Raw genomic sequence first — 7,464 nt, 5'->3', positions numbered from 1 at the left:
GTGCTGTTCCCGGTTTAGCCTCTAATGGTAATGCTGCGGTTTCACTCACTTCTAATAACTCTTTTTTACGGTCAGACACATAACGTCTCACTGACCTTGCTGAGCCTTGAAATTCATATTGTTCTTTTAATAATTCATGCATTCTTTTAGCTGTTCTTCTAAACTTCTTTTTCTTCTTTAGATCCTCCTCAATCCACTTATCCAATATAGGTCTAACTGGATCCATCACTTTAGCCTTTCTGATTTGCTTGGGTTGTTCATCAATATTGAAATCTTCCATATCCGCATACTTCTTAACGGTTCTAGGATCTATACTCATCCTCTTGGCAACATCAGAGTAAGAACACCCTTTTGTGTTTACCTCTTGTCTGATATAATTTATTTCGACCACTGTTAACACTCCTTAAATACCTCCCGTTGAATGGTTTGCCCAACTAGGAGGGTATGGTATTTAGGAATTGTTGGCAAGTGGTTTTTTTATTTTGTGCAAGATTCTAAGCCATGCACAAATTAATGGCCATTCACTACATTAATAGTTTGCCATAAACAGCAGAGAAATCATTTATGTAGAACTTTAATGCGCAGTATAAAGTCTACTACGTAATACAACAGTTAATCTAGTCTGGTTGAATAAGACTTGTCTAATTGATAATGCATCACATTCTATCGTAAGCAACAGAAAAAGGCTTCTCAAAAGTTTAATCAACTAGAAGCCTCTTTTATATATCTGTTGTTAGCATTTTGTTATCAAATCGCTTTAAAACCTGATTTACCAAGGGTTTTAGCGGTCTTTACATCATGCCGCCCCTAAGGTGAGAGTGTGTAATATCTTTAACGATGTGTGCGAAAAGTGAGGTAAATCAAGGTTTTGCTAATTTCTGTCTGTAACATCTTTAACGGTGTTTTATCCCTTTTCACTGGATTGCGTTAGCAAAATGTTAGCAAGTAACTCATAGTACGAATAAATATTTAAATATTTTTGATAAGAAAAGCGATGCTTATCCAATAAGTATCGCTTTTGATATGACGTTTGTTCCCTCAGTCAACATGGCTTGAATAATGATTGAGATAAAATGTTGTGGTGGTGTTTACCTAATTTTGCATAAATATAGACTTTCTTTTCAACAATCGCGCCATTTAATGGAATAACTAAGTTATGTCTGAATCCTAAAATCACTTAATTGTTCTTCCACTAATACCCCTATAGCATTCCTATCCTTTACAATCACTTATTACTTTTTGTTATTAATTTTGTAAATTCAATAATGTTTTTGAATATTTCAGGATCAAAGTCGTTAGCACTTTGTGAAATAAATGTTGAACCTTTATCAATATTCCAATGTTGAAATGCATCTTTAATTTCATTCCAGTCAGCTTTATCACCAAAAGCTTTTAGATAAAATTCTCCAAATGAAATTGCATGTATTCTATCAGAATTTCTAAGTGATTCAACCATAAAGGATTTTCCAATTAAAAATAAAAATCTTGAAATAGAAACTATCAAAGCGAGTAAAACAAACCCTAATAAAGATAGTTGAATTAGTTTTGAGCTTGTTATTTCTAATTTAGAGTTTAATAAAAAATTTGCCTTAAATAAAATAAATACAATAGCAACGATTAAACTAATACCACATAATGAATAGCAAAGATATGCAATTCGTCGATATATTTTTTCTTTTAATTCAAGTCTTGAAATCGACTCCGATATATATTTTCCGGAAATTTCGGTAACCCTATCAATAGTTTCCTTTTTCTCTTCATCAATTGCTTGAAATTTACCTACATACTCTGAAATATCATTGGAAATTATAATAGCAGTGCCTTCAAGTTTATCTCTTGAAGTTCTTAATCCTTGGAAAGGCATCAAAATTTCAGGAATGCTTACATCATCAAAAATAATTGGGATGATTCTTGGTTTTTTTCTTTCTTGATAATATCCAATTGCAGTGGAAATCTCAGATAAAACCAATTTGCTATTAATACTATTTTTAGTGAGAACAACTATTAAGAAATCAGTTGTATTTAATTTTAATGAAAATTCATTTAGAACTCTTCCAAGCAGAATAGCTTTAGATGGGTACAATATTTCATGCCCATCCTTTTTTAAGTAGTCAGCTAATTGATATGTAAGTTCCATATCTTCATTAGCAAAAGTAAATAGGATGTTTGCCATATTCTCCTCCGTACAATAAACAAATTCTAAGGATAACTTTACCATAGGAAGGTATGATAGAAAATAAAAGATTATTAAACTATATAGCCCATTATTTGAAATACATTTTTCACAAACTTATTACACTTTAACATAAACATCCATTTTCAAAGATAGCAGTTTTTGAACAATCTAGCCCTAAAATGGAAAAAGCACTTTCCTTATTACAAGAAAGTGCCCTTTAACGTAATAATGAGCTTCTTTTAGCTGGTTTGTTGAATAACTAAATTTGAAAAATGGTTATCAATTACTCAAATACTTAATTGCAAAAAACAAGTTGTGATTTATCACTATTTGTGATTCGGTTCTCCACAAGTCTAAAGGCGGTTTTCCTCTACCATTCTTTTTAACAACTATGGTTCAAATTTGTTTCCAAAAATCAATAAGATTAGGCCATAAAATTCAAAATGAATAATTAGTTATTAATCAAAAACTTATTTAATTTTATATTCTAGTTTTTGAATAAATTATATCTTTATTCGCTAAGTATGAAAAAACTTTTCCAAAAAACTTATACCATTTTTCACAATAATCTCTTATTGTTGTAAAGTTAAATACAAGAGATTTATGTTCTTTACCCAAAACTTTTTTACAAGTATGTATAGGAATTAAGCAATTAAGTTTTGAATCATAATGCCAAGATGTTGTTAAATCATTATAATGCATGATTATGTTTCTAGGCTTTACAGCAAATGAAATCCATTCTATATACTGATCATAAATATAGCTCATTAATTCATCTTCTTTTTTTAGCCTATCTACAGTATTCATAAACCCTTTAAAACTTCCACTTTCTTTAATATGTCCAAATGTTGTATCGCTTGAAAAACCATTATAATAATATGAAAAAATCGCAACTAATCTATCAAGTCCAGTTTTTATCGTTGTTAGTACACTTTGAAGGTTAGTAATAAATTTAGCTTCTCTAACAGCTGTAGACACATATTCTGATTCTGATATTGTATATTTAATTTCATCCCATGATATATCAAAATATAAATCATCTATATATTTATTATAATGATATGCTACTCCGATATAAGTTGGCATCATTTGATCCAATAAGACCAACAAATCTACATGGACATCTTGAAGTGATATTGGCATTTCAGTAATTTTTGTATTAAAAATATTCATTTTCACCATATCTAACCTTGTACGAACTTCTTCTAAATCATAATTCTGATTTAGTATCATGTCTAAAAATGTACTTTTCATAATTTCCTCCCAATTCTAAAAACTACTTTTCAAAAGTTGATTTTAGTAAATTATACTAAATAAAACAACCTAACTAATCTTGTTAGACTGTATTAATTTGACAAACTAAGTAACCTCACTTGCTCATGATACGGTTCACAGTGATGTAATAAATGAGGTTTCCTCAAAATTAATATTTGTATATGATTATAGATATAATATATGTTTCAAAGGAGAAGTAATAATGTTAAAAATAGATTTAACTAATTTTAAACAGTATAAGAATATTAGCTTTAAGTTAACAAATCATAATTTAATTTATGGATCCAATGGTTCTGGAAAAACAACTGTGATAGATTCTCTTACTCTGTTCTTTTCAGAACAACACAATCTGTATGGTACTTTAATTAATGAGGCTGATAATCCAAAAGACACTATTAACATATTTCAACACTATATATCTAATCGTACTTCTCGTCATAAAAGTCAACATTTATCACATTTTTCCCATAATAAAACTGCATTTGAAATTAAATTTCATTTCTTATTTAATGATGATACATATTTTGTTAAGAAAAAATACCATCACGATGGGAACATTTCTATTACTTGCAATTTTGATATTAAACAAACAAGTACACCTATTATAAAAGAATTCTTCAAATATAATTTTATTTATTATAAAAAAACTTTTGTTCAAAGCCATCTAAGTAAGGGAGAATTAGCAATAAAATTCTTAAGTAGTTCTCTATATGAACTTTCTAACATTATTAAAACTTCAGACCCTAGTAAAATTATAATTGCTTTTGATGAACCTGATAATAAGATTCACCCAGCTGCCTTAGAACCTATTTTGAATCAAATACTCTCTCAGAAAGTAAATTCGATTCTTACAACAACAAATTTATTTACTCTTGAACATTATATAAAAAACAAATGTAGTATTACGCTTACTCATAGAACTTTAGAGAATAATAAATATATCTCTCAAACAGAGCAATTTCTAATATCTGATGGCAATAATGATATAGTTGAAAAAATATATAGTTCTCCTACATTTTCTTCAATATTACCATACAAAAAATTCCTTCTTGTAGAAGGGAAATCTGATAAACAATTTTTTGAAGCGTTGATACATGACAAACTTAAATTATATGAAATTGAAATTATCTCTATAGATGGACAAGATCAAATTTTGAGTTCAGAAAAACTCACTCCATTTTTAAACCTTTTACGTTCGATGTACAAAAAAAACCCACTAATCTATGCTATTTTCGACTTTGATAAGGACGGTATAGAGTATGCTAAGCAATTTGTGCAAATAATTAAAAAAGATCATATATACTTCATCAATAGAAAATCTTATATTGATCTTATTAATACATATGACGAATCATTAAATGAGTTAGAAGCTAAATTTAATAATAAATTAATTTCTACTTTTGTTCTTGAGGATTATTTAAAAAGTGCCTTCAAAAAAACTAAAATAAAAAAAAGTGTTAAGTCTTCAAAAGTTATAAAAGAATTAAAAGATTCACTCTCTTTTAAACTTAAAAGATTACATATGTCAGACGAAATGTTAAAAAGCTTCTTAACTGAGTTTGGTGAATGGATTCCTACAATAATTGATATTGAGAAAGAGCTATATAAAAATGAACAAAAAAATAAATTTGCTCCACTATTTGATTCAAAAAAAATAAATGAACCTAACTTAAAGTCATCAGATTATAACTCTTTAAAAAATGGATTATCCAAATATTTGGTAATAATACAAATCAGTTTGATTTTAAACCAAGCAAATGCAAAAAAAATGTCGATGAGATTAAAACTTTGCGAGAATTAAAAGTAGTATTACAAATACCCGACCATGTATTAAAAATTAATAATAAAACAATTGAATACATTCCGAACTATAATTATTATGAATTTAATAATCGCTCTAATGAAGGTATTCTCTCAAAAGAATTAATAAATTTAATACAAATCTTAAATAATTTATAATTCTATAAAACCTGTATCTAAATTCAGATGCGGGTTTCTCATTTACTTATGATAAGGTTCTTCACACTTATTCTTAAACCAATTATATTTATTCCACAATATGGCCCGTTTACTGAACAATTGTACTAGAATAAAAAAGACCATTTAATTAAAAATGGCCTTAGTGTGATTACTGATTTTTACTTATTCCTCAATTTAATTTTAGAAACTACCTCCACATTGCTTGGATGGTGATGGCAGATATAATGGTGTAGTGGTGTTTACCTTTTATTTCTTAGAATTTGGCCGAAAGGCTTTAATGTATTTTAATGAACATTAAGCTGATAATATCTTGTTCGTTATCATTTAGGGGTTAGTACCCCTTATCAACTTACAGTCTCATAGATAAGCGAGTGTCTACTTTTCGCTGTTGAGAAACGAAGGAACCGTCCCAACGTTTCCTTCATTCTCTTCAACACTTTCATATAGTTATGGATGGTCTCTTTGCTCAATTATCACTAACCTTAAGATATATTACTAACCCAATTCCTTTGAAAGCTCTACAAATTTCTTTAAATCTTCATATTCCGTTTTATTAAGGATATCTATTTCATTATTGGTAGCTAATAGAATTTGGTCTCTACATTTTGTTATTCTCTGAATCATTGGGTGTATATTCAAACTTGTAAGGTTTACAAAGTCATACAGATCTTCTATACAAATAGGTAGTTTGTATCCCTTGTTGCTACTTGCAATTAATAATCCATTATCACGCAACTTAGATACGATGTTAGATCTAAAATAATGAGTGTTAATTTTTTGATTTCTAACCGCATTGAGGTTATCAATAATTTCATGAGTATATATACTCCGTGGGGTTTTGATGTACTTTTAATAAAAGAAATTTTAAAAAATCAATTCTGTCTTTTTCATCAATTTCTTCATTTTTGCTAAATTTATCTATATATTGATATGCCAAATTAATAGCTTGTTTTAAAATTACTTCATCATATAAATCGTTATTTCCTGTTTTTATTGGTTCAACCAAAAAATTTCTATAGTCCTTCGGCCAGAATTCCAATCTAATAATGCGTTTTTCTATAGTTTTATGAAAAGACTGATATTCATCGGTAAGTTGATTTTTATCGTATCCCTTGGCAATAGTTCCAGCCAACAGATCAGCCAATTGAATAAGAATATTAGACTTGCTATTATTAAATCCGAAATCGGAGATGTTAAATAAGTCAGGGATACTCCTACGTTTTACATACCCTTTAAACTCTTCCATGAATTCTTTATTTCCAAATTCATCTGCTACAAGTTCAAGTTGCTCATAAGTTCTGAATAAATCATCATATAATAACCTGTTTAAAAACTTAAAAAATACCTTCTTATAACGAATACCACCATCGTTTCTTATTTTTCTTTTATCTATAACATACGCAAAAACATTGAAAGGAAGATCCTTAATCTCATTAAGAATCAAAATTCTTCTCTTATGGTTATTTTTTATTTTACTGGATTTTATTTCGCCATTCTGAAAATACTTCTGCCTTATATATTCTACTTTTCCCTCTAAAATCTCTTTATTAGATCCGGTAACAAGAATAGCAACAATTATGAAATGAGTAGAAACGTCACTTTTTGTATCTATACTTAGTAGGTATGTGCATTGCACGAGCAAATTTAACTTTAGTTTTTTTAATTCCATAATAGTATTTTCATTCTAATATTTTACATATAACATGAAAAATAAAACTTTATGTGGTGAAGGGATATGCGATTACTCTCATGTAAACGATAATAAAGACTAAAGAAGGATTTCTTTAGTCTGACAGTAATATGAAATGGAGTTTTTTAAAAGGTACCAATAAAGAAAAAGGTAATTGTCCTTCTTGTGATGTAAAACTATTAGTAAAAAACGGTTTTCAAAAGGAATTTTCCCACCAACACCCAGATGTAACCGTCAACCCCAATTGGACACTTTTTGCTCATTAGCACTGAACACTTTTTAATCTTTGAAAATCCTTTGTTGGTTCTTCAATCGATGGCTTTCATTATCCATATGAATCACC

4 protein-coding genes and 1 pseudogene are annotated in these 7,464 nt (G+C 28.5%); 1 reads left to right on the top strand and 4 read right to left on the bottom strand.

Annotated elements, in window-relative coordinates:
* From ACFSO7_RS21960 to ACFSO7_RS21950, 3 genes and pseudogenes are all read right to left on the bottom strand, one after another.
* Positions 1-400: pseudogene (locus tag ACFSO7_RS21960) on the bottom strand (IS21 family transposase); the annotation flags it as partial.
* Between the two features lie 825 nt (positions 401-1,225).
* Positions 1,226-2,173, bottom strand: coding sequence for a TIR domain-containing protein (locus tag ACFSO7_RS21955; RefSeq protein ID WP_377879578.1), 948 nt, complete (start codon positions 2,171-2,173; stop codon positions 1,226-1,228).
* Between the two features lie 483 nt (positions 2,174-2,656).
* On the bottom strand, positions 2,657-3,430 hold the full coding sequence (locus ACFSO7_RS21950; RefSeq protein WP_377879577.1) for a hypothetical protein: 774 nt from the start codon (positions 3,428-3,430) through the stop codon (positions 2,657-2,659).
* Between the two features lie 223 nt (positions 3,431-3,653).
* On the opposite strand from ACFSO7_RS21950, the gene ACFSO7_RS21945 reads away from it, so the two are divergent.
* Positions 3,654-5,252, top strand: coding sequence for an ATP-dependent nuclease (locus ACFSO7_RS21945; RefSeq protein ID WP_377879576.1), 1,599 nt, complete (start codon positions 3,654-3,656; stop codon positions 5,250-5,252).
* Between the two features lie 990 nt (positions 5,253-6,242).
* On the opposite strand, the gene ACFSO7_RS21940 is transcribed toward ACFSO7_RS21945, so the two are convergent.
* Positions 6,243-7,100 (bottom strand): DUF3800 domain-containing protein, encoded by an 858-nt coding sequence (locus ACFSO7_RS21940; protein WP_377879575.1) that lies wholly within the window; start codon positions 7,098-7,100, stop codon positions 6,243-6,245.
* Between the last annotated feature and the right edge of the window lie 364 nt (positions 7,101-7,464).

The sequence above is a fragment of the Bacillus sp. CGMCC 1.16607 genome (genome assembly GCF_042683745.1).
In the GTDB taxonomy this organism is placed as follows: domain Bacteria; phylum Bacillota; class Bacilli; order Bacillales; family Cytobacillaceae; genus Pseudoneobacillus.
Note: the sequence above shows the minus strand (reverse complement) of the source record. Positions and strands in the feature narration are given on the sequence as shown.

Bases quoted from the DNA above. Each gene is read 5' to 3' on its own strand.
- ACFSO7_RS21955 (WP_377879578.1), bottom strand. From the start codon at position 2,173: ATGGCAAACATCCTATTTACTTTTGCTAATGAAGATATGGAACTTACA.
- ACFSO7_RS21950 (WP_377879577.1), bottom strand. From the start codon at position 3,430: ATGAAAAGTACATTTTTAGACATGATACTAAATCAGAATTATGATTTA.
- ACFSO7_RS21945 (WP_377879576.1), top strand. From the start codon at position 3,654: ATGTTAAAAATAGATTTAACTAATTTTAAACAGTATAAGAATATTAGC.
- ACFSO7_RS21940 (WP_377879575.1), bottom strand. From the start codon at position 7,100: ATGGAATTAAAAAAACTAAAGTTAAATTTGCTCGTGCAATGCACATAC.